This is a genomic window from Citrobacter sp. RHB21-C05 (genome assembly GCF_013889015.1).
GTDB classification, from domain to species: Bacteria; Pseudomonadota; Gammaproteobacteria; order Enterobacterales; family Enterobacteriaceae; genus Citrobacter_A; species Citrobacter_A sedlakii.
This window is the reverse complement of sequence record NZ_CP057611.1, coordinates 349,901-375,348: the sequence shown is the minus strand read 5'-3', so window position 1 is coordinate 375,348 and position 25,448 is coordinate 349,901. Positions and strand designations below refer to the sequence as shown.

At 56.1% G+C, this 25,448-nt stretch carries 20 protein-coding genes; 15 read left to right on the top strand and 5 right to left on the bottom strand.

From position 1 onward, the window contains the following. Positions 1 to 109 precede the first annotated feature (109 nt). Positions 110 to 2,662, top strand: a complete 2,553-nt coding sequence (gene mrcA / locus HVX72_RS01665; protein WP_181822430.1) for a peptidoglycan glycosyltransferase/peptidoglycan DD-transpeptidase MrcA — start codon at positions 110 to 112, stop codon at positions 2,660 to 2,662. Positions 2,663 to 2,749: 87 nt separating this feature from the next. Here the strand turns inward: mrcA and nudE are convergent, their stop codons facing one another. After that, complete coding sequence (gene nudE, locus HVX72_RS01660) at positions 2,750 to 3,310, bottom strand: ADP compounds hydrolase NudE (RefSeq protein WP_060571183.1); 561 nt, start codon at positions 3,308 to 3,310, stop codon at positions 2,750 to 2,752. 324 nt (positions 3,311 to 3,634) lie between these two features. Here nudE and igaA point away from each other — a divergent pair, with 324 nt between their 5' ends. From igaA to pckA, 5 genes are all read left to right on the top strand, one after another. Continuing rightward, a complete protein-coding gene (igaA, locus tag HVX72_RS01655) occupies positions 3,635 to 5,767 on the top strand; it encodes an intracellular growth attenuator protein IgaA (RefSeq protein WP_181822429.1) in 2,133 nt (710 codons plus the stop codon). Between the two features lie 65 nt (positions 5,768 to 5,832). Then, a complete protein-coding gene (gene yrfG / locus HVX72_RS01650; protein ID WP_042286384.1) occupies positions 5,833 to 6,501 on the top strand; it encodes a GMP/IMP nucleotidase in 669 nt (222 codons plus the stop codon). Between the two features lie 10 nt (positions 6,502 to 6,511). Then, complete coding sequence (gene hslR, locus HVX72_RS01645; RefSeq protein WP_181822428.1) at positions 6,512 to 6,913, top strand: ribosome-associated heat shock protein Hsp15; 402 nt, start codon at positions 6,512 to 6,514, stop codon at positions 6,911 to 6,913. Between the two features lie 24 nt (positions 6,914 to 6,937). Then, positions 6,938 to 7,816, top strand: a complete 879-nt coding sequence (gene hslO, locus HVX72_RS01640; protein ID WP_042286939.1) for an Hsp33 family molecular chaperone HslO — start codon at positions 6,938 to 6,940, stop codon at positions 7,814 to 7,816. A 365-nt stretch (positions 7,817 to 8,181) separates the two neighbouring features. Further along, on the top strand, positions 8,182 to 9,801 hold the full coding sequence (pckA, locus tag HVX72_RS01635) for a phosphoenolpyruvate carboxykinase (ATP) (protein WP_042286388.1): 1,620 nt from the start codon (positions 8,182 to 8,184) through the stop codon (positions 9,799 to 9,801). Between the two features lie 82 nt (positions 9,802 to 9,883). On the opposite strand, the gene envZ is transcribed toward pckA, so the two are convergent. Together envZ and ompR are read right to left on the bottom strand one after the other, a co-directional pair. Further along, positions 9,884 to 11,236 carry a two-component system sensor histidine kinase EnvZ gene (gene envZ, locus HVX72_RS01630; protein WP_042286390.1) on the bottom strand — a complete coding sequence of 451 codons (1,353 nt, stop codon included), beginning with the start codon at positions 11,234 to 11,236 and terminating at the stop codon, positions 9,884 to 9,886. Then, a complete protein-coding gene (gene ompR, locus HVX72_RS01625; protein WP_001157751.1) occupies positions 11,233 to 11,952 on the bottom strand; it encodes a two-component system response regulator OmpR in 720 nt (239 codons plus the stop codon). The genes envZ and ompR overlap by 4 nt, the downstream gene beginning before the upstream one ends. Before the next feature lie 226 nt (positions 11,953 to 12,178). On the opposite strand from ompR, the gene greB reads away from it, so the two are divergent. The 6 genes from greB (at position 12,179) to HVX72_RS01595 (ending at position 19,434) form a co-directional block, all read left to right on the top strand. After that, the gene (greB, locus tag HVX72_RS01620) at positions 12,179 to 12,652 is read left to right on the top strand and encodes a transcription elongation factor GreB (RefSeq protein ID WP_042286394.1); all 474 of its coding nucleotides are present in this window, start codon (positions 12,179 to 12,181) and stop codon (positions 12,650 to 12,652) included. Positions 12,653 to 12,740: 88 nt separating this feature from the next. After that, positions 12,741 to 15,062 (top strand): Tex family protein, encoded by a 2,322-nt coding sequence (locus HVX72_RS01615; RefSeq protein ID WP_181822427.1) that lies wholly within the window; start codon positions 12,741 to 12,743, stop codon positions 15,060 to 15,062. Between the two features lie 429 nt (positions 15,063 to 15,491). Next, entirely contained in the window at positions 15,492 to 15,719 is a 228-nt protein-coding gene (gene feoA, locus HVX72_RS01610; RefSeq protein WP_012908346.1) for a ferrous iron transporter A, read from the top strand. Between the two features lie 18 nt (positions 15,720 to 15,737). Further along, the gene (feoB, locus tag HVX72_RS01605) at positions 15,738 to 18,062 is read left to right on the top strand and encodes a Fe(2+) transporter permease subunit FeoB (protein ID WP_181822426.1); all 2,325 of its coding nucleotides are present in this window, start codon (positions 15,738 to 15,740) and stop codon (positions 18,060 to 18,062) included. 10 nt (positions 18,063 to 18,072) lie between these two features. Next, on the top strand, positions 18,073 to 18,309 hold the full coding sequence (feoC, locus tag HVX72_RS01600) for a [Fe-S]-dependent transcriptional repressor FeoC (RefSeq protein WP_181822425.1): 237 nt from the start codon (positions 18,073 to 18,075) through the stop codon (positions 18,307 to 18,309). 198 nt (positions 18,310 to 18,507) lie between these two features. Next, a complete protein-coding gene (locus tag HVX72_RS01595; RefSeq protein WP_181822424.1) occupies positions 18,508 to 19,434 on the top strand; it encodes an Rpn family recombination-promoting nuclease/putative transposase in 927 nt (308 codons plus the stop codon). A gap of 45 nt (positions 19,435 to 19,479) precedes the next feature. Here HVX72_RS01595 and bioH read toward each other — a convergent pair whose 3' ends face one another. Beyond that, positions 19,480 to 20,250: a pimeloyl-ACP methyl ester esterase BioH gene (gene bioH, locus HVX72_RS01590; RefSeq protein ID WP_060571177.1), complete on the bottom strand. Its 771-nt coding sequence runs from the start codon at positions 20,248 to 20,250 to the stop codon at positions 19,480 to 19,482. 37 nt (positions 20,251 to 20,287) lie between these two features. Here bioH and gntX point away from each other — a divergent pair, with 37 nt between their 5' ends. From gntX to gntT, 3 genes are all read left to right on the top strand, one after another. Then, positions 20,288 to 20,971, top strand: a complete 684-nt coding sequence (gene gntX / locus HVX72_RS01585) for a DNA utilization protein GntX (RefSeq protein ID WP_181822423.1) — start codon at positions 20,288 to 20,290, stop codon at positions 20,969 to 20,971. A gap of 58 nt (positions 20,972 to 21,029) precedes the next feature. Continuing rightward, the gene (nfuA, locus tag HVX72_RS01580) at positions 21,030 to 21,605 is read left to right on the top strand and encodes a Fe-S biogenesis protein NfuA (protein ID WP_012908340.1); all 576 of its coding nucleotides are present in this window, start codon (positions 21,030 to 21,032) and stop codon (positions 21,603 to 21,605) included. A 347-nt stretch (positions 21,606 to 21,952) separates the two neighbouring features. Then, positions 21,953 to 23,269, top strand: a complete 1,317-nt coding sequence (gene gntT / locus HVX72_RS01575) for a gluconate transporter (RefSeq protein ID WP_042286414.1) — start codon at positions 21,953 to 21,955, stop codon at positions 23,267 to 23,269. A gap of 87 nt (positions 23,270 to 23,356) precedes the next feature. Here the strand turns inward: gntT and malQ are convergent, their stop codons facing one another. Then, positions 23,357 to 25,441, bottom strand: coding sequence for a 4-alpha-glucanotransferase (gene malQ / locus HVX72_RS01570; RefSeq protein ID WP_181822422.1), 2,085 nt, complete (start codon positions 25,439 to 25,441; stop codon positions 23,357 to 23,359). Positions 25,442 to 25,448 lie beyond the last annotated feature (7 nt).

Genomic DNA, 25,448 nt, shown 5'->3' with positions numbered 1-25,448 from the left:
TCCTTATCACCCGTCGCTCTTACGGGTATATCAATGCGTCAGGCTTGCCTTTATACTACCGCGCGGTTGTTTATAAACTGCCCAAATGAAACTAAATGGGAAATCTCCAGTGAAGTTCGTAAAGTATTTATTGATCCTTGCAGTATGTTGCATCCTGCTGGGAGCAGGCTCGATTTATGGTCTGTATCGTTATATTGAGCCGCAATTGCCTGACGTCGCGACGCTCAAAGATGTACGCCTGCAGATTCCGATGCAGGTGTACAGCGCGGACGGCGAGCTGATCGCCCAATATGGCGAGAAGCGTCGTATTCCGGTCACGCTGAACCAGATCCCGCCGGAAATGGTGAAAGCGTTTATCGCGACGGAAGACAGTCGTTTCTATGAGCATCACGGAGTGGACCCGGTGGGGATCTTCCGTGCGGCCAGCGTCGCGCTGTTTTCCGGCCATGCGTCGCAGGGAGCGAGTACCATTACTCAGCAGCTCGCGAGAAACTTTTTCCTGAGTCCGGAGCGCACGCTGATACGTAAGATCAAGGAAGTGTTCCTCGCCATCCGCATTGAGCAAATGCTGAACAAGGACGAAATTCTTGAGCTTTATCTGAACAAGATCTATCTGGGATACCGCGCCTACGGCGTCGGTGCGGCGGCGCAGGTTTACTTTGGTAAGTCGATCGATCAACTCACCTTAAGCGAAATGGCGGTGATTGCCGGTCTGCCGAAAGCGCCTTCAACGTTCAACCCGCTCTATTCGATGGATCGCGCGACAGCGCGCCGCAACGTAGTGCTGTCACGTATGCTGAGCGAAGGCTACATCACCCAGGCGCAGTACGACCAGGCGCGTGATGAGCCGATCGACGCCAATTACCACGCTCCGGAAATCGCCTTCTCCGCCCCGTATCTGTCCGAAATGGTGCGTCAGGAAATGTATGCCCGTTACGGCGAAAACGCCTATGAAGACGGATATCGCATTTACACCACGATCACCCGCAAAGTGCAGCAGGCCGCCCAGCAGGCGGTACGCAATAACGTGCTGGAGTATGACATGCGCCACGGCTACCGCGGTCCGGCGAGCGTGCTGTGGAAAGTGGGCGAAACGGCGTGGGACAGTAAGAAAATCACCGACACGCTGAAAGCCCTGCCAACCTACGGCCCGCTGCTCCCCGCCGTGGTCACCAGCGCGAATCCGCAGGAAGCCACTGCGGCGCTGGCGGATGGCTCATCGGTTGCGCTACGTATGGAAGGCATTCGTTGGGCGCGCCCGTACCGTTCGGATACCCAGCAGGGGCCGACGCCGCGTAAAGTCACCGACGTTATCCAGACGGGCCAGCAAATCTGGGTTCGCAAGATGGGCGAAGCCTGGTGGCTGGCGCAGGTGCCGGACGTGAACTCGGCGCTGGTGTCGATCAATCCTAAAGATGGCGCGGTACTGGCGCTGGTGGGCGGTTTTGACTTCAACCAGAGCAAGTTCAACCGCGCGACTCAGGCGCTGCGTCAGGTCGGTTCCAACATTAAGCCGTTTCTCTATACTGCGGCGATGGATAAAGGCCTGACGCTGGCGAGCATGCTGAACGATGTGCCGATTTCTCGCTGGGATGCCGGCGCCGGTTCCGACTGGCGTCCGAAAAATTCCCCGCCGCAGTATGCCGGTCCGATCCGTCTGCGTCAGGGGCTGGGACAGTCGAAAAACGTGGTAATGGTGCGCGCGATGCGTGCGATGGGCGTGGATTACGCGGCAGAATACTTACAGCGCTTCGGGTTCCCGGCACAGAACATTGTGCATACCGAATCGCTGGCGCTGGGTTCGGCCTCCTTTACGCCGTTACAGGTGGCGCGCGGCTATGCGGTGATGGCGAATGGCGGCTTCCTGGTCGATCCGTATTTCATCAGCAAGATTGAAACCGACCAGAACGGCGTAATTTTTGAGGCGAAGCCCAAAATTGCCTGTCCGGAATGTGATATTCCGGTGATTTACGGCGATACGCAGAAATCGAACGTTCTGGAAAACAGCAACGTGGAAGATGTCGCGGTCTCTGGCGAGCAGCAAAATGCCGCTGTGCCAATGCCAAAACTGGAGCAGGCAAACCAGGCGCTGGTGGCGCAGACGGGCGCGCAGGAATATGCGCCGCACGTCATTAACACCCCGCTGGCTTTCCTGATCAAAAGCGCGCTGAACACCAATATCTTCGGTGAACCCGGCTGGATGGGGACCGGCTGGCGCGCGGGCCGCGATCTTAAGCGTCACGATATCGGCGGGAAAACCGGAACCACCAACAGTTCGAAAGACGCATGGTTCTCCGGCTACGGCCCGGGCGTGGTGACGTCGGTATGGATTGGGTTCGATGACCACCGTCGCGATCTCGGACGTACCACCGCTTCCGGCGCGATAAAAGATCAGATCTCCGGCTACGAAGGCGGCGCAAAGAGCGCGCAACCGGCGTGGGATGCTTACATGAAAGCGGTACTGGAAGGCGTGCCTGAAGAGCCGCTAACCCCGCCGCCGGGCATTGTGACGGTGAATATCGATCGCAGCACCGGGCAGTTGGCTAACGGCGGCAACAGCCGGGCGGAATATTTCATTGAAGGCACCCAGCCAACGCAACAGGCGGTGCATGAGGTGGGCACCACCATTATCGACAATGGCGAAACGCACGAACTGTTCTGATCAAAAAAGGCGCTCCGGCGCCTTTTTTATTGTTGTCGATGACCCGTTCTGAACACCGTGTTAGCCATTTTTGCGGGAAAGCGCGTATCAGAGCCTTCCCTGTCCTTTCAGCCATTCACGCACCAGAAATAGCGCGCTCACGTTACGCGCTTCGGTAAAATCAGGATCTTCCAGCAGATCCATCAGATGCGCCAGCGGCCAGCGCACCTGCGGCAGCGGTTCCGGCTCATCCCCTTCCAACGACTCCGGATACAGACCTTCTGCCACCACGATGTTCATTTTGCTGGAGAAATAGGAGGGGGCCATGCTGAGCTTTTTCAAAAACGTCAGATCCTTCGCGCCAAAACCGACTTCTTCTTTAAGCTCCCGGTTTGCAGCCTCGAACACGCTCTCGCCCGGGTCGATCAACCCCTTGGAAAAACCCAACTCGTAGGATTCGGTTCCCACTGCGTATTCGCGAATCAGAATCACATGATCGTCAACAATCGGCACAATCATAACCGCTTCACGATTGGTAGGACGCATCCGCTCATAAACGCGGCGCACGCCGTTACTGAATTCGAGATCCACACTTTCCACGCTAAAAAGCCGCGATTGCGCGACTGTTTCGACATGCAGAATGGTGGGTTTTTGTAATGATTTGCTCATCGTGAGAATCTTTGCCGTGGAATCTACCGTCATTGTGCGATACGCAACACGGTTTCGGCAATGTGAATTGCCGTTTATTTACATCTTTGTAACCTAATAAAAATATAATTCCTATTTCAAATTAAAAGTCAATAGGTTGAAATACGTCCAGGAATTTGCTGATATTCCGCTTTTGCTGGTTTTGCTATCATCAGCATTCACTGGGATGCGCTGAAAAATGCTCAAGTTCAACTCCATGCTTGCCGATAGCCAACCACAGAATCACGTTTATTGTGACAGGGTGCGACTGACCACGCCTGACAGATTAAGTAAGATGGGGAAAGCATGAGCACCATTCTGATTTTTTTAGCGGCGTTACTGGTCGGCCTGTTGCTGGTCTGGTGGCGGGTCACTGTGCGCGCCAGGCGGCGTAAGCTGCCGTGGAGCCATGCGTTCTCTGACGCGGCGACCCGCAAGCTCACGGCGGACGAACGCAGCGCCGTGGAAAACTATCTGGAAAGCCTGAGCCAAATCCAACGGGTTCCCGGCCCGACAGGCGCCAGCGCGGCGCCGGTCTCCCTGACGCTGAATGCTGAAAGCCAAAACGTCATTATTCTGACGCACTCGATCACCCGTTACGGCATTACCACCGACGATCCCAATAAATGGCGCTATTACCTCGATTCCGTCGAGGTCCATCTGCCGCCGTTTTGGGAACAATACATTAATGACGAAAATAACGTCGAGCTGATCCATACCGATACCTTGCCGCTGGTGATCTCCCTGAACGGCCATACGCTGCAAGAGTATATGCAGGAGGCGCGTGGCTATGCGCTACAGCCAGCCAGTTCAACGCAAGCGTCGATCCGTGGCGAAGAAAGCGAGCAGATCGAGCTGCTGAATATTCGTCAGGAAACCCACGAAGAGTACGCACTGAGCCGCCCTGCGGGATTCCGTGAAGCGCTACTGATTGTCGCCTCTTTCCTGCTGTTCTTTTTCTGCCTGATCACCCCAGACGTTTTTGTGCCGTGGATGGTTGGCGGTGCCGTTTTGCTGCTGGTCGCTGGCTTGTGGGGACTGTACGCCCCGCCGTCGAAATCAGCGCTCCGGGAGATTCACTGTCTGCGCGGTACCCCCCGTCGCTGGGGACTGTTTGGCGAAAATAACCAGGAGCAAATTAACAATATTTCGCTCGGCATTATCGACCTGGTTTATCCACCGCACTGGCAGCCGTGGATAACGCAGGACTTAGGCCAGCAAACGGATATTGATATTTATCTTGATCGCCACGTCGTGCGCCAGGGGCGTTTTTTGTCCCTGCACGATGAAGTAAAAAACTTCCCGCTCCAGCACTGGGTGCGCAGTACCGTTATCGCCGGTGGCTCTTTGCTGGTGCTGATCATGCTGCTGTTCTGCATCCCGCTGGATATGCCAATCAAGTTCACGCTATCCTGGATGAAAGGCGCGCAAACCGTTGAGGCAACCAGCGTAAAGCAGCTTGCAGACGCGGGCGTGCGCGTGGGCGACACGCTGAATATTCGCGGTACGGGAATGTGTAATATTCATGCCAACGGCACCTGGAGCGCCCAGACGAATTCGCCGTTTATGCCGTTCGACTGCTCGCAAATCATCTGGAACGACGCGGCTGCGCTGCCGTTACCGGAGTCCGATCTGGTCAACAAGGCCACGGCGCTGTCGCAGGCGGTTAACCGTCAACTGCATCCTAAGCCGGAAGATGAATCCCGCGTCAGCGCGGCGTTACGTTCGGCGATTCAGAAATCAGGGATGGTGTTGATTGATGACTTTGGCGATATCGTGTTGAAAACCGCAGATTTGTGCGCGGCAGAAGATGAATGTGTGCGTTTGAAAAACGCGCTGGTAAATCTGGGGAACAGCAAAGACTGGAGCGCGCTGGTTAAACGGGCCAACACCGGTAAGCTGGATGGCGTAAACGTTCTGCTGCGTCCGGTCAGCGCGGAGTCGCTTGATAATCTGGTCGCCACCTCAACGGCGCCCTTTATCGCCCGCGAGACTGCCCGCGCCGCCCAGTCGCTGAACAGCCCCGCGCCGGGCGGATTTCTGATCGTCAGTGACGAAGGCAGCGATCTCGTCGATCAGCCGTGGCCTGCTGTTTCTCTGTACGATTACCCGCCGCAGGAGCAGTGGAACGCCTTCCAGCGTCTGGCGCAAATGCTGATGAAAACGCCGTTTAGCGCCGAGGGGATCGTCACCAATATCTATACTGACGCCAACGGCACGCAACACATCGGCCTGCACCGTATTCCGGATCGCTCCGGACTATGGCGCTATCTCGGCACCACGTTACTGATGCTGACGATGCTGGTCAGCGCCGTCTATAATGGCGTGCAGGCTTTCCGTCGCTATCAGCGTCACCGCACCCGCATGATGGAAATTCAGGCGTATTATGAAAGCTGTCTGAATCCCAAGCTCATTGCCTCTCCGGATAGCCTCATCTGATATCCTGTCTGCGCGACGGGATGTGCTACCCTGTCGCGCAACGCGTTTCACTCTGGAGAGTTCCCATGCATATGAATATTGCCTGGCAGGACGTCGATACCGTTCTGTTAGACATGGACGGCACACTGCTCGATCTGGCATTTGACACCTTCTTTTGGCAAAAACTGGTGCCCGAAACCTACGGCGCACAGCAAGGGATCTCGCCGCAGGAAGCGCAGGCCCATATCCGTCAGGAGTACCATGCGGTTCAGCATACGCTAAACTGGTACTGTCTTGATTACTGGAGCGAGCGTCTGGGGCTGGATATCTGCGCGATGACGACGGCGATGGGGCCACGCGCCGTCCTGCGCGACGATACAGTGCCTTTTTTAGAGGCTTTAAAAGCCTGCGGCAAGCGTCGTATTTTGCTGACCAACGCGCATCCACATAACCTGGCGGTGAAGCTGGAGCATACCGGCCTGGCCTCGCACCTTGATTTATTACTTTCCACCCACACATTTGGTTATCCCAAAGAGGATCAGCGGTTATGGCGCGCTGTTGCCGAAGAAACGGGACTGGACGCCGAAAAAACGCTGTTTATCGACGATAGCGAACCGATTCTCGACGCAGCGGCGACGTTTGGCATTCGTTATTGCCTCGGCGTGACGAACCCCGATTCTGGCGTAGCGGAAAAACAGTATCTCCGTCATCCGTCATTGAATGACTACCGCCGGCTGATCCCCTCACTGTTGTGAAGGAGACGCCATGAAAGAGAAGCCCTCAACTGAGGTCAGACTGGACAAATGGCTATGGGCCGCGCGTTTTTACAAAACCCGCGCGCTGGCTCGCGAAATGATTGAAGGCGGCAAAGTTCACTATAACGGGCAGCGCAGTAAGCCGGGCAAGATAGTCGAACTGAACGCGACCCTGACGTTACGCCAGGGCAATGACGAACGTACGGTGGTGATCAAAGGGATCACTGAGCAGCGTCGGCCGGCCAGTGAGGCCGTCGCCCTGTATGAAGAAACAACGGAAAGCGCCGAGAAACGCGAAAAAATGGCGCTGGCGCGTAAACTTAACGCACTAACGATGCCGCATCCGGACCGACGTCCGGACAAAAAAGAGCGCCGCAACCTGTTACGATTTAAACACGGCGACAGTGAGTGACTGTCGTCTGCAAGAGAGATGATTATGCCGCAACATGACCAATTACACCGCTATCTGTTCGAAAACTTTGCCGTGCGCGGCGAACTGGTGACCGTATCGGAAACCCTGCAACAGATCCTGGAAAACCACAGCTACCCGCAGCCGGTAAAAACGGTGCTGGCTGAGCTGCTGGTCGCCACCAGCCTGCTGACCGCGACGCTGAAGTTTGCCGGTGATATCACCGTGCAACTGCAGGGCGACGGCCCGCTGAGCCTGGCGGTGATCAACGGCAACAATAACCAGCAGATGCGCGGCGTCGCGCGCGTGCAGGGCGATGTGCCGGAAAACGCCGATCTGAAAACGCTGGTGGGGAACGGCTATCTGGTGATCACGATTACGCCGGAAGAAGGCGAGCGCTATCAGGGCGTGGTCGGGCTGGAAGGCGACACTCTGGCGGCCTGCCTGGAAGATTACTTCCTGCGCTCCGAGCAGTTACCGACCCGCCTGTTTATTCGCACTGGCGATGTTGACGGTAAAGCCGCCGCAGGCGGTATGCTGCTGCAGGTGATGCCTGCGCAAAACGCTCAGGCGGATGATTTCGATCATCTGGCGACGCTGACAGAAACCATCAAGGCAGAAGAGCTGCTGACCCTGCCGGCTAACGATGTACTGTGGCGTTTGTACCACGAAGAAGAGGTGACCCTCTACGATCCGCAGGACGTGGAATTCAAATGCACCTGTTCGCGTGAACGCTGCGCGGGCGCGCTGAAAACCCTGCCGGACGCGGAAGTGGATAGCATCCTGGCGGAAGAAGGCGAGATCGACATGCACTGCGACTATTGCGGCAGCCATTATCTGTTCAATGCGATGGATATTGCGGAAATCCGTAACAACGCCTCCCCTGCCGATCCGCAGGTGCATTAATCCTCCTTTCTGAAAAACCGGATGGCGGCCTGACGCCCCATCCGGTCCTTTCGACAAATGCCTGATTTTTTATTTCGTGATGAATCGATATTTCGTATGTAAGACTTACGTAAATTTCTTACGTGAATGCGATTACACTCACAACATTTCCGTCAAAAACACTCTGTTTTAACGTTTTAGGAACATTTTCCACAACAAAAAGCCCTTTCCTGCCATAATAACCGCCGCTTCGTGACAGGAGTCACAGCGTTTTCAGTCAATCGTGATTTTGTCCAGATAAGTAAATCTATGAGCCTTGTCGCGGTTAACGACCCTCAAAAAACCTTACTATTCCAGGTAATACATATTGGCTAAGGAGCAGTGATATGCGCGTGAAACGATTAACCCCGCAAGATCTCAAGGCTTATGGTATCAACGACGTTCAGGATATCGTTTACAACCCCAGCTACGAAACGCTCTACCAGGAGGAGCTTGACCCTTCTCTGGAAGGCTACGAGCGTGGCGTTCTGACGAACCTCGGCGCCGTTGCCGTTGATACCGGTATTTTCACCGGACGTTCACCAAAGGATAAGTACATTGTCCGTGATGACACCACGCGTGACACGCTCTGGTGGTCCGACAAAGGAAAAGGCAAGAACGACAACAAACCGCTTTCCCAGGAAACCTGGCAGCACCTGAAAGGGCTGGTAACGCAGCAGCTCTCCGGTAAACGCCTGTTTATCGTTGATGCCTTCTGTGGCGCGAACGCCGACACCCGTCTTTCCGTTCGCTTCATTACCGAGGTGGCCTGGCAGGCACATTTCGTGAAGAACATGTTTATCCGCCCGAGCGATGAAGAACTGGAAGGCTTCGAGCCTGACTTTATCGTAATGAACGGTGCGAAATGCACCAACCCGCAGTGGAAAGAGCAGGGTCTGAACTCCGAGAACTTCGTGGCGTTCAACCTGACCGAGCGGATCCAACTGATCGGCGGAACCTGGTACGGCGGCGAAATGAAGAAAGGGATGTTCTCGGTGATGAACTACCTGCTGCCGCTGAAAGGCATCGCGTCTATGCACTGCTCCGCCAACGTCGGCGAGAAAGGTGACGTGGCAGTCTTCTTCGGCCTGTCCGGCACCGGGAAAACCACCCTTTCCACCGACCCGAAACGTCGCCTGATTGGCGATGATGAGCACGGCTGGGACGACGACGGCGTGTTTAACTTCGAAGGCGGCTGCTACGCGAAAACCATCAAGCTGTCGAAAGAGGCTGAACCCGAGATTTACAACGCGATCCGCCGCGATGCGCTGCTGGAGAACGTTACCGTTCGTGCCGACGGTTCGATTGATTTTGATGACGGTTCGAAAACAGAGAACACCCGCGTTTCTTATCCTATCTATCACATCGAGAACATCGTCAAACCGATCTCTAAAGCGGGTCATGCCACGAAGGTGATCTTCCTGACCGCCGACGCGTTTGGCGTGCTGCCGCCGGTTTCTCGCCTGACGGCTAACCAGACGCAGTACCATTTCCTGTCTGGCTTTACCGCCAAACTGGCCGGTACCGAACGCGGCGTAACCGAACCGACGCCAACCTTCTCTGCCTGCTTCGGCGCAGCGTTCCTGTCACTGCATCCGACCCAGTATGCGGAAGTGCTGGTAAAACGCATGCAGGCCGCCGGCGCGCAGGCATACCTGGTCAACACCGGCTGGAACGGCACCGGCAAACGTATCTCGATCAAGGATACCCGCGCCATCATCGACGCCATCCTGAACGGTTCGCTGGACGATGCGGAAACCTTCAGCCTGCCGATGTTCGATCTGGCGATCCCGACCGAACTGCCGGGGGTGGATACGCGCATTCTCGACCCGCGTAACACCTACGCGTCGCCGGAACAGTGGCAGGAAAAAGCCACCGCGCTGGCGAAACTGTTCATTGAGAACTTCGAGAAGTACACCGATACGCCTGCAGGCGCCGCGTTGGTCAGCGCAGGTCCGAAGCTGTAACTGACATGACCGGATGACGGCATACGGTACAGCGTTACCGGCTGTTACCACAAAAAAGGGGAGGCTAAATGCCTCCCCTTTTTTATGCCTCTTTCGTGGTTCCCTGGACACGCGCCACGGGAACGGGCAGCCAGGCGCGGATAGAAAGGCCGCCGCGCTCACTGGTGCCGATTTCCAGCATACCGTTATGGTTGTCAACAATGCGTTGCACGATCGCCAATCCGAGTCCGGTGCCGCTGGTGCTGCGCGCGCTGTCGCCGCGCACAAACGGCTGGAACAGGTATTTCCGCTGTTCGGGCTTGATGCCCGGCCCGTCGTCTTCCACCTGAAACCACGCCCGATGCTGTTCCGTACCGCTACTAACCTTAATCCAACCGTTTCCGTAGCGGGCGGCGTTCACCACCATATTGGCGAGCGCGCGCTTGATAGAGAGCGGGTGCATTTTCAGTTGAATGCTGCCTGGCTGTAACGCGGTTTCAATTTCACGCTCGTAGCCGCTCTCTGCCGCCACAACCTCACCGAGCACCGCATTGAGATCGGCCATTTCCATCGGCATCTCCTGGCCGGTACGCAGGTAGTCGATGAACTGCTCAATGATCGCGTTACACTCTTCGATATCTTTGTTGATCGACTCCGCAAGATAACCATCCTGCTCCCCCATCATCTCCGTGGCCAGACGAATGCGCGTCAGCGGGGTGCGAAGATCGTGGCTGACGCCAGCCATGAGCAGCGTACGGTCGTCGGCAAGCTGCTTCACCCCGGCCGCCATATGGTTGAAGGCGCGAGTTACCGAGCGCACTTCGGACGCGCCGTACTCACGCAGCGGCGGCGGAATAATCCCTTTACCGACCTGTAATGCGGCATGTTCAAGATCCACTAACGGTCGGTTCTGGATTCGGATAAACAGCCACGCCCCACCTATCGCCAGCAGCATAATCGCCAGCGTATAGCGAAACAGCGGCGAGAAATCGCCCTGATGAATTTCCGTTAAGGGTACGCGCACCCAGATATTGGGTGACAGCCAGGTTTTCAGCCAGACGACAGGCGAACTCTTGTTAACCTCAACGCGCACTTCCGTCGGGCCGCCCAGCTGCTGCGCCATCTGATGGCTTAAAAACTCATAATGTTGCGCCCAACGCAGCCCTGCCTCTTCGGCGGCCTCGTTGGAATAGAGAGAAATTCCCAGCTCACGGTAAATTTCCCGTCGAAAAGCGGGAGGCACCACCAGTTGCGTACCGTCCTCCAGTTGCAGCTTGTCGGTCATCAGCATACGCACTTCGTACGCCAGCACCTTGTTAAACTGCTGGAGGCTCGGCAGAATCGCAAAGTTCAGCACCACCAGATAGGTCGTCACCAGGCTGACAAACAGCAACGTGACGATGAGCAACAGCGTGCGGGCAAATGAACTTCGTGGCGAGAAGCGCATTCGCCTCATGCTTTAGAACCGTCCGGCACGAAAACGTAGCCCAGACCCCACACGGTCTGAATGTAGCGCGGATGCGCCGGATCCTCTTCCACCATGCGGCGCAGACGGGAAATCTGCACGTCAATGGAACGTTCCATCGCGGAATACTCGCGACCACGCGCCAGGTTCATCAGCTTATCGCGGGAAAGCGGTTCACGCGGGTGGCTCACCAGCGCTTTCAGCACCGCGAACTCTCCGCTGGTGAGCGGCATCGGCTCATCTTCACGGAACATTTCGCGGGTGCCGAGGTTCAGTTTGAACTTACCAAAGGCAATGACCGCTTCTTCCTGGGAAGGCGCGCCCGGCAGCTCGTTGGCCTGACGGCGCAGCACCGCGCGAATACGCGCCAGCAGTTCACGTGGGTTAAACGGTTTCGGGATGTAATCATCGGCGCCGATTTCCAGGCCGACGATGCGGTCAACTTCTTCCCCTTTCGCCGTCACCATGATGATCGGCATCGGGTTGCTCTGGCTGCGCAGGCGGCGGCAAATTGACAGACCATCTTCACCCGGCAGCATGAGATCCAGTACCATAAGGTGAAAAGATTCACGGGTCAGCAGACGATCCATTTGCTCAGCGTTCGCGACGCTTCGAACCTGGAAGCCCTGCTCGGTAAGATAACGCTCCAGCAGCGCACGCAGACGCATGTCGTCATCCACCACCAGAATTTTATAGTTCTCTTGCATTGTTTGTACTCCCAAAGGTTCGCAACAATTGAAGGTATGTATTCTTAAAAAAGCTTACGTTCGTCACCAGCGAATTCTGGTATGAATTCCAGGCTAAATTGTTACAAAGCATATTTAACAGCAGCTTAAGTATACAATGAAACGTGCGGCACATTATTTATTCTGTTAGCAGGGTGACGTAATACGATTTGTGCGCATCGTCACAGACTTAAAGGTATTCAATAAGATGAAAACGCCCCTGATCACCCGGGAAGGGTACGAGAAACTGAAACAAGAGCTGAATTATCTCTGGCGTGAAGAGCGCCCGGAAGTCACGAAAAAGGTGACCTGGGCCGCGAGCCTTGGCGACCGCAGCGAGAATGCCGACTACCAGTATAATAAAAAGCGCCTGCGTGAAATCGACCGTCGGGTTCGTTATCTTACGAAATGCATGGAAAATTTAAAAATCGTCGACTATTCACCGCAGCAGGAAGGCAAAGTGTTTTTCGGCGCGTGGGTGGAGATTGAAAATGACGACGGCGATATCCGCCGCTTTCGTATTGTCGGCTACGATGAAATTTTCGGCCGTAAGGATTACATCTCGATTGACTCGCCGATGGCGCGCGCGTTGCTGAAAAAAGAGATCGGCGACCTTGCTGTGGTCAATACGCCCGGCGGAGAAGCCAGCTGGTACGTCAACGCCATCGAGTACGTAAAATAATCCGAGAGCGCCCTCCGCGACTGGCATTTTATCGTGCCAGTCCGTATAACTATCCCCTGATTTTTGATCCTAAAGATGAAGCCTATCCATGATGAACAATTCTTTCTGCCGCATTATTGCGGGTGAAATTCAGGCACGCGCCGAACAGGTTGAAGCTGCCGTTCGCCTGCTTGATGAAGGGAACACTGTGCCGTTTATCGCACGTTATCGTAAGGAAATCACCGGCGGTCTGGATGATACACAACTGCGTAATCTGGAAACCCGACTGGGCTATCTGCGTGAACTGGAAGAGCGCCGCCAGGCCATACTGAAGTCCATTTCTGAGCAAGGCAAGCTGACCGATGAGCTGGCTAACGCCATCAACGGCACATTAAGTAAGACCGAGCTGGAAGACCTGTATCTCCCCTACAAACCCAAACGCCGCACCCGCGGTCAGATCGCCATTGAAGCGGGTCTTGAGCCGCTGGCGGATCTGCTGTGGAACGATCCATCGCACGATCCTGACACGGAAGCGGCGAAATTTATCGACGCCGACAAAGGCGTTGCCGACAGCAAAGCCGCCCTTGACGGCGCGCGCTACATCCTGATGGAACGGTTCGCGGAAGACGCGGCGCTGCTGGCAAAAGTGCGCGATTATCTGTGGAAAAATGCGCATCTGGTTGCCACTGTGGTCAGCGGCAAGGAAGAGGAAGGCGCGAAATTCCGCGATTATTTCGATCATCACGAACCCATTTCCGGCGTGCCGTCTCACCGCGCGCTGGCGATGTTTCGCGGCCGTAACGAAGGCGTCCTGCAACTGTCTCTGAACCCCGACCCACAGTTTGATGAGCCGCCAAAACAGAGCCACGGTGAGCAGATCATTCTCGATCACCTCGGTCTGCGGCTGAACAACGCGCCAGCGGACAGCTGGCGCAGGGGCGTGGTGAGCTGGACATGGCGCATTAAAGTCCTGATGCACCTCGAAACCGAACTGATGGGCACCGTGCGTGAACGCGCGGAAGACGAGGCGATCAACGTGTTTGCCCGTAATCTGCATGACTTGCTGATGGCCGCGCCGGCGGGCCTGCGCGCAACCATGGGCCTCGATCCGGGTCTGCGTACCGGGGTGAAAGTGGCGGTGGTGGATGGTACCGGTAAGCTGGTCGCCACTGACACCATTTATCCCCATACCGGCCAGGCCGCTAAAGCCGCGATGGTCGTCGCCGCGCTGTGTGAAAAATATCACGTTGAACTGGTGGCGATTGGTAACGGTACGGCCTCGCGTGAAACCGAGCGTTTCTTCCTCGACGTGCAGAAGCAGTTCCCGAAAGTCACCGCGCAAAAAGTGATTGTCAGCGAAGCGGGCGCGTCGGTTTATTCCGCCTCTGAGCTGGCGGCGCAGGAATTTCCGGATCTTGACGTTTCCCTGCGCGGCGCGGTCTCTATCGCCCGCCGTCTGCAGGACCCGCTGGCGGAGCTGGTGAAGATCGACCCGAAATCCATCGGCGTCGGCCAGTATCAGCATGACGTCAGCCAGACACAGCTGGCGCGTAAGCTGGACGCGGTGGTGGAAGATTGCGTAAACGCCGTCGGCGTGGACCTGAACACCGCCTCCGTCCCCCTGCTGACCCGCGTGGCGGGCTTAACCCGTATGATGGCGCAAAATATCGTCGCCTGGCGCGATGAAAACGGACAATTCAAGAATCGTCAGCAGTTGCTGAAGGTAAGCCGTCTGGGGCCAAAAGCCTTTGAGCAGTGCGCGGGCTTCCTGCGCATCAATCACGGCGATAACCCGCTTGACGCCTCAACCGTCCACCCGGAAGCGTATCCGGTGGTAGAACGTATTCTGGCGGCAACCCAGCAGGCACTGAAAGATCTGATGGGTAACAGCAGCGAACTGCGCAACCTGAAAGCCGTTGACTTCACCGACGACAAATTCGGCGTGCCGACCGTGACTGACATCATCAAAGAGCTGGAAAAACCGGGGCGTGACCCGCGTCCGGAGTTCAAAACCGCGCAGTTTGCCGACGGCGTCGAAACCATGAACGACCTGCAGCCGGGGATGATTCTGGAAGGCGCCGTCACCAACGTCACCAACTTTGGCGCGTTTGTCGATATCGGCGTCCATCAGGATGGTCTGGTTCACATCTCTTCCCTGTCGAACAAGTTTGTGGAAGATCCCCATACTGTAGTGAAAGCAGGCGACATCGTGAAGGTGAAAGTGCTGGAGGTGGATCTGCAACGTAAGCGCATAGCCCTGACCATGCGTCTCGATGAACAGCCAGGAGAGACTCAGGCGCGCCGAGGGGGGACGAACGGGAACGAACGTCCCGCCGCGAAAGCCGCCAGACCGCGCGGTCGCGACGCGCAGCCGACAGGCAATAGCGCGATGATGGATGCGCTGGCGGCGGCAATGGGTAAAAAACGCTAACCCAGAAACCTGTGCCGGATAACGACGCGAATGCGTCTTGTCCGGCCTGGAGGACATTGTCGCGCTGCCTGCCGGAAAGGCGATTAACTCGCCATCCGGCAACATTCAATTCTTCTTTTACCCCCGCACTAATATTTATCACATCGTTAACAGATGAAACGATAATTAAACATTAATACTGTTAATTTATTAATTCCTCGAATCATTTCACCTGCCGACAATAAATGTTGAGCCATGTCAAAGTTGTCGCAAATTATTATTCAAACCAACATTCCGTCACATTTATTCTATTGATGATAGAAACCATTCTCATTATCATCGCATTGTTGATTATTTAATCTTTCCTTCGTTGGCTAATCAGCTGGTCTCATGCCGCGTTCCTCAGCCCCATGAGGTAATAACCAGTAAGCAAGATACAAGTAGGCTCTTATGCAATTTACTCCAGATACTGCGTGGAAAATTACCGGCTTTGCCCGTGAAATAAGTCCTGCATACCGTCAGAAACTGCTTTCCCTCGGCATGCTGCCGGGTTCCTCATTTAACGTGGTGCGCGTCGCGCCCTTGGGTGACCCGGTGCATATCGAAACCCGCCGCGTCAGCCTGGTATTACGGAAAAAAGACCTGGCGTTATTAGAAGTGGAAGCGGTTTCCTGCTAATACAGTGAGTCTATAACAATGAAAAAATTAACCATTGGTTTAATTGGTAATCCAAATTCCGGCAAGACAACATTATTTAACCAGCTTACCGGCGCGCGCCAGCGCGTGGGCAACTGGGCTGGCGTGACGGTCGAACGCAAAGAAGGCCTGTTTTCTACCACTGACCACCAGGTGACGCTGGTCGACCTGCCCGGCACTTATTCTCTGACCACCATTTCGTCACAAACCTCTCTCGATGAGCAGATTGCCTGCCATTACATTCTGAGCGGCGACGCAGATCTGTTAATCAACGTCGTGGATGCCTCCAACCTCGAGCGTAACCTGTACCTGACGCTGCAATTGCTGGAGCTGGGGATCCCCTGCATTGTCGCGCTTAACATGCTGGATATCGCCGAAAAACAGCAGATCCGGATCGACATTGATGCGCTGTCCGCGCGTCTCGGCTGCCCGGTAGTTCCGCTGGTGTCCACCCGTGGACGCGGTATCGAAGCACTGAAGCTGGCGATCGATCGCCACAGCAAAAATGAAAACGTCGAATTGGTACATTATGCCCAGCCGTTGCTACGTGAAGCGGATAATCTGGCAAACCTGATGGCGCAGACCATGCCTTCGCACCAGCGTCGCTGGCTCGGTTTACAGATGCTGGAGGGCGACATTTACAGCCGCGCTTACGCCGGGGATGCCGCGCAGCAACTGGACGCTTCGTTCGCTCGCCTGAGCGAAGAGATGGACGATCCGGCGCTACACATCGCTGACGCCCGCTACCAGTGCATCGCCGCCATCTGCGACGTGGTGAGCAACACCCTGACGGCGGAGCCCAGCCGCTTCACCACGGCGGTGGACAAAATCGTCCTCAACCGCTTCCTGGGGCTGCCAGTCTTCCTGTTTGTGATGTACCTGATGTTCCTGCTCGCCATTAACATTGGCGGCGCGTTGGCGCCCATCTTCGACGCCGGTTCTGTCGCCGTCTTTATTCACGGCATCCAGTGGATTGGCTACACCCTCCACTTCCCGGACTGGCTGACCATTTTCCTCGCCCAGGGGATTGGCGGCGGTATCAATACTGTTCTGCCGCTGGTACCGCAAATCGGCATGATGTACCTGTTCCTTTCTTTCCTCGAAGACTCCGGTTACATGGCGCGCGCCGCGTTTGTCATGGACCGCCTGATGCAGGCGCTGGGGCTACCAGGAAAATCGTTTGTTCCGCTGATCGTCGGCTTTGGCTGCAACGTCCCGTCGGTGATGGGCGCCCGTACGCTGGACGCGCCGCGTGAACGCCTGATGACCATCATGATGGCGCCGTTTATGTCCTGCGGCGCGCGCCTGGCGATTTTCGCCGTCTTTGCGGCCGCCTTCTTCGGGCAAAACGGCGCGCTGGCAGTGTTCTCCCTGTACGTGCTGGGCATTGTGATGGCAGTGCTGACCGGCCTGATGCTCAAACACACCATTATGCGCGGCGAAGCCTCGCCGTTTGTGATGGAACTGCCGGTTTATCATATCCCCCACATTAAGAGCCTGGTGATCCAGACCTGGCAGCGTCTGAAAGGCTTTGTACTGCGCGCCGGTAAAGTGATCGTCATCGTCAGCATCTTCCTGAGCGCGTTTAACAGCTTCTCGCTGGACGGTAAAATCGTCGACAACATCAACGACTCTGCCCTGGCTTCCGTTAGCCGCGTAATTACGCCTGTCTTCAAGCCGATCGGCGTACACGAGGATAACTGGCAGGCCACAGTAGGTCTGTTCACCGGTGCGATGGCGAAAGAAGTGGTGGTCGGTACGCTCAACACCCTTTACACCGCGGAAAACATTCAGGAAGAGGCGTTTAACCCGGCTGAGTTCAGCCTTGGCGGCGAACTGCTCGACGCGCTGGAAGAAACCTGGCAGAGCCTGAAAGATACGCTCAGCCTGAGCGTTCTGGCGAACCCGATCGAAGCCAGCAAGGGTGATGGCGAAATGGCGACCGGCGCGATGGGCGTCATGGATGCGAAATTTGGCAGCGCGGCGGCGGCTTACAGCTACCTGATTTTCGTCCTGCTGTACGTTCCGTGCATCTCAGTGATGGGCGCAATCGCTCGCGAGTCCAGCCGCGGCTGGATGGGCTTCTCCATTCTGTGGGGGCTGAACATCGCATACTCGCTGTCGACCCTGTTCTATCAGGTCGCCAGCTACGGCGAACATCCAACCTATAGCCTGGTGTGCATTCTGGCGGTGATTCTGTTTAACGTCGTGGTGATTGGCCTGCTGCGTCGGGCGCGGAGCCGGGTGGATGTTAATCTGCTGGCGACGCGTAAAAGCGCCAGCGCCTGCTGCGCCGCGTCGACCACCATCGGCGACTGTCACTAAGGGTTGAACGGTGGCTTCACTGATTCAGGTTCGCGATTTACTGGCGCTGCGAGGGCGCATGGAGGCGGCGCAAATCAGCCAGACGCTGCATACGCCACAGCCAATGATCGACGCGATGCTGAATCAACTGGAAACGATGGGAAAAGCCGCGCGGATTCAGGAAGAAGCCGACGGCTGCCTTTCGGGAAGCTGTAAAAGCTGTCCGGAAGGCAAAGCCTGCCTGCGCGAATGGTGGACATTGCGCTAAACCCTCCCCCGGCGCTAAAAACGATACCTTCTCCCCCGTGTCGTTTTTTGCGTGCTCCGTTCCGCGAAAATGAACCGCTTTCACCACGCGTGATGATTCCTTCGTCCTCTTTCGCAGGATGAACTTTTACCGGGTGCGGCCAACAGCCCCGACGTTTACGCTTCCGTCCTCTGACTATTTACGTGACGGAACACCATAATGACCTCAACGCCGCATGATGCGATTTTCAAAACCTTTCTCCGCCATCCCCCTACCGCGCGGGACTTCCTTAAACTCCATCTGCCCGCAGCGGTGCGACACCTCTGCGATTTGAAAACGCTGAAGCTGGAATCGGGCAGCTTTATCGAGGAACAACTGCGGGCTTATTATTCCGATATCTTGTGGTCGCTTAAAACCCGCGAAGGAGACGCCTATATCTACATTGTTATTGAGCATCAAAGCACGCCGGATGCTCACATGGCGTTTCGGCTGATGCGTTACGCCATCGCGGCGATGCAGCAGCACCTGGACGCGGGGCATAAAAAATTGCCACTGGTGGTCCCGATGCTGTTTTATCACGGCACGGAAAGTCCCTACCCATTTTCCCTTTGCTGGCTTGATGAATTTGATAACCCCTCACTGGCAAGAGAGCTTTATGCCACTGCATTTCCCCTTGTGGATATCACCGTCATACCGGATGACGAGATCATGCAGCATCGACGAATGGCGTTGCTTGAGCTGATACAAAAGCATATTCGCACCCGTGACCTGCTTGGGCTGGTGGAAAAGCTGGCGACGCTGCTTGTTAAAGGACACGCTAATGACAAACAGCTTAAAGCGCTATTTAATTATCTCTTGCGTTCCGGCGACACCGATCGCTTTGATGAGTTTATTCACGCGGTGACCGAACGTTTACCCAAGCACAAGGAGAGGATGATGACGATTGCCGAAAGATTACGCCAGGAAGGCCATCAACGCGGCCTTGAAAATGGATTGAAAAAGGGCATAAAAAAAGGCTTACGGTTAGGTAAACGCGAAGAAGCGCAACGCATTGCGCGCACCATGCTGGCGGATGGAATCGATCGGCGTACGGTGTCAAGAATCACCGGCCTGTCAGCCGCTGAAGTAATGCGATTAAGCCACTGATACCCTGCCCGGCGAGTGCGCGAGTGCCGGGCCTGGCAACAGGCATTACAGTGACTGTTTCAACGCAATCAGCGCTTCACAAAACGCCGCTGGATGAGAAATAAACGGGGCATGTGCCGCCTTCGTAAACATCTGCGATTCACTCTGCGGCCACAGCGCATCCAGCACTGGCACAATCTTACGCGGCACCAGACCGTCCAGGTAACCGTACAGGCGCAGGAAAGGCACCTGCACGGCTTTCAGCGGTTCGCGCAGATCAACCGTTTTAAGGATCTCCAGTCCGCCGTTGAGCACGTCTACCGGCGGCATGGGCAACGCCAGCACCGTTTTCTTCAGCGCGCGGGCATCCTGGCGCGCCGACGCCGTGCCCATGGTTTGCAGCGCCAGAAAACGCTCAACCGTCCGCTGAAAATCCTCACTTAGCTGCTGCTGGAAACCCGCCAGTACTTCAGGCTTGATCCCCGGCCAGCCGTCACGAGCGCTAAAGCAGGGAGAGGACGCTACCGTTACCAGCGCCTGCACACGTTCAGGACGCGTTAGCGCCACCTGGCTTGCCACCAGCCCTCCCAGACTCCAGCCCAGCCAGATCGCGTTCTCTGGCGCCTGTTTCAGTACGTGAACCGCCATCTCCTCAAGCGACATCGCACCGAACCCCTGACTGCGCCCAAAACCGGGGAGATCGACCAGATGCAGCGTGAAATGCGAGCTAAGTTCCTCGCTAATGCAATGCCACACCTCCGCATTCAGTCCCCATCCGTGCAGCAGCACAAGATGACACTTTCCCTCGCCGCGGGTCTGCCACCAAATGTCATTCATCAGTTACTGTTCTCTTTTCACTTACAAGGATGAACCTATGCTAACAGTACCGGGATTATGCTGGCTATGTCGGATGCCGCTGGCGCTAAGCCGTTGGGGTCTTTGCTCCGTCTGCCAGCGGGCGACGGGCCATCGCGTCTTGCTTTGTCCGCGCTGTGGGCTGCCTTGCGCGCATCCAACCCTGCCCTGCGGCCGCTGTCTGCAAAAACCGCCGCCGTGGCAGCGGCTGATTATGGTAAATGACTATACGCCGCCGTTAAGTACGCTTATTCACCAGCTTAAGTTTTCCCGACGCGGGGAGATCGCCCCCGCGCTGGCGCGTTTGCTGTTGCTGTCAGTGTTACAGGCACGTCGTCAGAGCGGATTCATCCGCCCAGACAGGCTGATTAGCGTTCCGCTCTGGTCGCGTCGCCACTGGCGCAGAGGATTTAATCAAAGCGAACTGCTGTGCCGATCGCTGGCGCGTTGGCTAAATTGTCCCTGGGACGATCGCTGCGTCACGCGCGTACGTCCTACCGCGCCCCAGCATCATCTCAGCGCCCGACTGCGTAAACGCAACCTGAAAAACGCCTTTCGCCTTGAATTGCCGGTAAAGGGACTCCATATGGTTGTTGTGGATGATGTCGTCACTACCGGCAGTACCGTCGGGGAGCTCGCGAAGCTGCTTTTGCGCAACGGCGCGGCGACGGTCCAGGTATGGTGCCTGTGTCGAACCTTGTAGAGCCTCGATGATGGGCGTATTATAACCAACTAAAATAGTCAACTATTAGGCCATTACTATGATCCGTATTTCCGATGCTGCACAAGCGCACTTTGCCAAACTGCTGGCAAATCAGGAAGAAGGGACACAAATCCGCGTATTTGTGATCAATCCCGGTACGCCTAACGCTGAATGTGGCGTTTCTTATTGTCCGCCGGACGCCGTGGAAGCAACCGACACCGCCCTGAAATTTGATCTGCTGACTGCGTATGTTGATGAACTGAGCGCACCGTTCCTGGAAGATGCGGAAATCGATTTCGTCACCGACCAGTTAGGTTCTCAGTTAACCCTGAAAGCGCCGAACGCCAAAATGCGTAAAGTGGCTGACGATGCGCCGCTGATGGAACGCGTTGAATACATGCTGCAATCGCAGATTAACCCGCAGCTTGCCGGTCACGGCGGTCGCGTTTCACTGATGGAGATCACCGACGAAGGCTACGCCATCCTGCAGTTTGGCGGCGGCTGTAACGGGTGCTCCATGGTTGACGTCACCCTGAAAGAAGGGATCGAAAAGCAACTGCTGAACGAATTCCCGGAACTGAAAGGCGTTCGCGACCTGACTGAACACCAGCGCGGCGAACACTCATACTACTAAGTCCGGCCTCCCTTCTGCCCGGTGGGCTACCGCTTACCGGGCCTGCTCACGCGTATCTGTCTTGCACATACGGCTGTTCATCCGTCATAAAATGCCCTTCTGCTACCCCAATAATTTGACCTGCCTCGCATAATTTAAATTTTGCCTACCGGGGTGATTTTCAATCACAACATGTTACCCGTATCATTCACATGGGCACCCAACACACACATAACATCCGACTAAACTAAATAGTTCGAAGGAAATCAGTCACGGTGCCGTTACGTCTCTGTTCCCAGTTGGGACAACCGGAAATTGTCGTCTAAACACTGACGTTACCCATAACAAAATGAAAGGCCAGGTAAATCATGCCATTAGTCATCGTTGCTATCGGTGTAATCTTGCTATTACTCCTGATGATCCGCTTCAAAATGAACGGCTTCATCGCTCTCGTCCTGGTGGCGCTTGCTGTTGGATTGATGCAAGGAATGCCGCTGGATAAAGTTATCGGCTCGATCAAAGCGGGCGTCGGCGGTACCCTGGGAAGCCTCGCCCTGATCATGGGCTTTGGCGCCATGCTGGGCAAAATGCTGGCGGACTGCGGCGGCGCACAGCGTATCGCCACCACCCTGATTGCCAAATTTGGTAAACAGCACATCCAGTGGGCCGTGGTATTAACCGGCTTTACCGTTGGTTTCGCCCTGTTCTACGAAGTGGGCTTTGTGCTGATGCTGCCGCTGGTCTTTACGATTGCGGCTGCGGCCAACATTCCGCTGCTGTACGTCGGCGTACCTATGGCGGCTGCGCTGTCCGTCACCCACGGCTTTCTGCCGCCGCACCCGGGCCCGACCGCTATCGCCACCATTTTCCAGGCGGATATGGGTAAAACGCTGCTGTTCGGTACCATCCTCGCGATCCCGACCGTTATTCTGGCAGGTCCGGTATTTGCTCGCTGCCTGAAAGGCATCGATAAGCCGATCCCGGAAGGTCTGTACAGCGCGAAAACCTTTAGCGAAGAAGAGATGCCGAGCTTTGGCGTCAGCGTCTGGACTTCGCTGGTCCCGGTTGTGCTGATGGCGATGCGCGCCGTTGCCGAAATGGTCTTGCCGAAAGGCCACGCCTTCCTGCCGGTGGCGGAGTTCTTTGGCGACCCGGTAATGGCGACACTGATTGCGGTGCTGATCGCCCTGTTCACCTTCGGCCTGAACCGTGGTCGTTCGATGGATCAGATTAACGACACCCTGACTTCTTCGATCAAAATTATCGCCATGATGCTGTTGATCATCGGCGGCGGCGGTGCGTTCAAACAGGTGCTGGTTGACAGCGGCGTGGACAAATACATCGCGTCAATGATGCATGAAACCAACATTTCCCCGCTCCTGATGGCGTGGTCTATCGCAGCCGTTCTGCGTATCGCGCTGGGTTCTGCAACCGTTGCAGCAATTACCGCTGGCGGGATTGTCGCGCCGCTGATTGCCACAACCGGCGTGAGTCCTGAGCTAATGGTGATTGCAGTTGGCTCCGGTAGCGTGATTTTCTCTCACGTGAACGATCCGGGCTTCTGGCTGTTTAAAGAATACTTCAACCTGACAATCGGCGAGACCATTAAGTCCTGGTCGATGCTGGAAACCATTATCTCAGTCTGTGGCCTGATTGGCTGTCTGCTGCTGGGGATGGTGGTCTGATCGCTTTCTATGCCGGATGGCGACACGAAACGTCGTATCCGGCACATCATCAGGACAGTAAAAACCCGTCTTTCGACGGGTTTTGTTTTACCTCTTCTTCGTGGCCGCGCGTCGCCGCTTGTCCAGATCCTTAATCAGTTTATTCACCTTTTCATCCGCAAACATCGCTTCAAGCGTGGCGGACAGCTTACGACGCCAGTTTTTGTACTGATAGCTGGTGCCCGGAATGTTCACCGGTTCCGCCATATCCAGCCAGTCTTCCGGCTGTAAACCCAACAGGGCGCTGTTACTGTCGGCGATATATCGCTGCATGCCGCGATTCAGCGTTGGCGTCATCGCCATCAGCGAAGCCTTATGCCCGGCGCGTTTAGGCAGACAGCCATACTTGTGCAGAGCGTCCAGCAGCCCCTGCTTCGCCAGCTCGCGGTCCTGATACAGGCCGCGCAGCACAACGTCGTCAGGATACAGCCCCAACGTTTTACCAAGCGTCAGGTCTCCGCTCTCCCAGTAGCCTCGCAGCGTAGGAAGGTCATGCGTCGTCGCGACAGCCATTGATTGTTCCGGATACGCTTTCGGCGCACGGTAGGTCTTCTCATGATCGTTCTCGAAGTAGAGGACTTTGTACGAGTACACGCCGCTGTCACGCAGCTTGCCGACAATCTCCACCGGCACCGTACCCAAATCTTCCCCAATCACCATGCACTGATGCCGGTGGCTTTCAAGCGCCAGAATCGACAGCAGATCGTCGACCGGATAATGAACATACGCGCCGTGGTCGGCGGTTTCACCATACGGGATCCACCACAGACGCAGCATCGACATCACGTGGTCGATACGCAGCGCGCCACAGTTCTGCATATTGGCGCGCAGCAGCTCAATAAATGGTTCGTAAGCGCGCGCCGCCATAATATGCGGATCCATTGGCGGCAGCCCCCAGTTTTGCCCAAGCGGACCGAGAATATCCGGCGGCGCGCCAACCGACGCTTTCAGGCAATACAGCTCGCGGTCGCACCAGGTTTCCGCCCCGCCTTCCGCCACGCCTACCGCCAGATCACGGTACAGGCCGACCGGCATGCTATAGCCCTGGCTGGTTTCCCAGCACGCCGCAAACTGGGTGTACGCCAGCCACTGTAGCCAGAGATAAAAATCCACTTCGTCACGGTGTTCGTCACAAAAGGCTTTGACCGCCGGTGAGTCCACCGACTGATACGCCTGCGGCCAGACCGGCCACCCCCAGCGCAGTTCGTCTTCTTTCACCTGTGCGGCATGCAACGCATCAAACGCCGCCTGCCAGTAGAGGCTTTCACCTTCCTGCGCCACAAAATGGCGGAACGCCGCCATCTGCTCATCATCACGCACGGCAAAGCGTTTCCACGCCATGCGCAGAGCCGCCAATTTAAGCGCGGTGACGGTCGAATAATCGACCCATTCGGCCTCCCGCGCCTGCTTCAACGTTTGCTGCGTGGTTGGCATTTGCCACCATGCCTGCGCCTCTTCACTCAGACGGAAATCGTCGACCGCATTCACGTCAATATAAATCACGTTCAGCCAACGGCGTGACGATGGGCTATAAGGGCTGGCGCTTTCAGGGCTGGCAGGATAAAGCGCGTGAATCGGATTTAATCCAATAAACGCCCCGCCGCGTTTGGCGACGTCAACCAGCATGGCTTTCAGATCGCCGAAATCGCCAATTCCCCAGTTGTTGTCTGAGCGCAGCGTATAAAGCTGCACGCACGCGCCCCACAATTTTTTACCGTCCAGTAATGCCTGCGGTTCATAGCAGCGCTTCGGCGCGACGATGATCCGGCAATGGCTGCGCTGCTCCCCTTGCGTCAGCGTCAGCGAGTGATAACCGGGCGGCAGCTTCGCCGGCAGGTTGAACGCTTTGCCGCCTGTCGCATGGCCTTTGAACGGCTCGCCCTGTTCGGTCGTCAACAGCCAGCTAAACTCGCCTTTGCCTTCGACGGTGAGCGACATTTTTTTGCCCGCGGTAAACACCCTGACGCCCGGCACAGGCGTCGTCGCCTTCCCGGCGTCGGGGATACGGTGCATTGCGTCCAGCAAACGCCGCTTGGTTTCGGCGCCAATTGACTGCGGTTTGCCGTGGGCATTGATGTAATGGGGGCTGATCCCCGCCGCAAGCGCGGCATTATCAAGACGTTTGCTCTCCATCGCGCTC